The sequence below is a fragment of the Vibrio sp. 2033 genome (assembly GCF_033339735.1).
Genome location: NZ_JAWOVC010000134.1, coordinates 1 through 982 on the forward strand (window position 1 = coordinate 1; position 982 = coordinate 982).

The 982-nt window shown below is 46.1% G+C and carries 1 protein-coding gene and 1 pseudogene; one reads left to right on the plus strand and one right to left on the minus strand.

Annotated features, from left to right (window positions below; all coding sequences use genetic code 11):
- On the plus strand, positions 1-682 hold a 682-nt coding region (locus R7P74_RS25125), incomplete at its 5' end, for a CHAD domain-containing protein (protein ID WP_443293342.1).
- 62 nt (positions 683-744) lie between these two features.
- Here R7P74_RS25125 and R7P74_RS25130 read toward each other — a convergent pair.
- Positions 745-982: pseudogene (locus tag R7P74_RS25130) on the minus strand (hypothetical protein); the annotation flags it as partial.

Consider the following 982-nt stretch of genomic DNA (forward strand, 5'->3'; position numbering starts at 1 on the left):
TATCTTGCGTCAAGAATTGAAGTGGTTAGAAGAAGAGCTCGTTTGGCTTGATGAACATGCTCACCTTGAAGAGTTGCTTGATGATAAAGGTAACGTATTGCGCAAACTTGACGCGCGTAAGTTCCTTGTCTCTGAGTTGACTCAACAGTTGGAAGAGTTGCCAAGTCGTGAAGAGATGCTGACATTGTTGAGTTCGGCGCGTTACACAGGATTACTGCTGGATCTTAGCCGCTGGATCTTAGCGCGTGGCTGGCAGCCATTCTTGGATGAGAAAGCGCGCGAGAAGATGGCAAGCAACATCATGCCGTTTTCTGTGACGCAATTGGATCGCACTTGGGCAGAGCTGATGGAAGCTTTCCCTGCAGAGCGTGATTTGTCTGCGCAAGAGTATGTGGATCAGCGTTACCGTCTGCTGCGTAACCTTTACACTGGAATTGGTTTTGCGAGCTTGTACAACTTCGACGAGCGTAATAGTTTCCGCCTTCCTTGGGCTGACTTAGTGCATGGCATTGATGATCTGTTGATGCTGAACCATCTATTGCCTTTGGTCGATATGCTGGAAAATGAAGAGAAAGAACAGCTAGAGCGTTGGCTGCACCGCCAAGAGCGTTCGATTCTTCATGCAATGGATCAAACAAGAGCAATCAGCGTAGAGACTCAGCCGTACTGGCGTGAAAAATAAGATAAGCGAGCGCAAAGTAGCGTTATCTTCATTAATTTAAAGAGAAATAGGACCGATAGGGCCTATTTTTTTGTCTGAATTTTGCGTTGCTGCATTTCCTCTTCGATAAGAGTTAGTCGCTCAAGGATTTGTTCTTGCTGTTCTAATAGCTGTTCTAACATCCGCTCTTTGTTCTTAGAACGGTGATCTTGCTGTTTAGTCGGAGCGGTTAAAATCGACGTAATCACACCAGAGATCATACCGAAGATCCCCTCTCCACAAACGATGATGATGACGGCTAAAAACTTTCCTCCAGAGGTC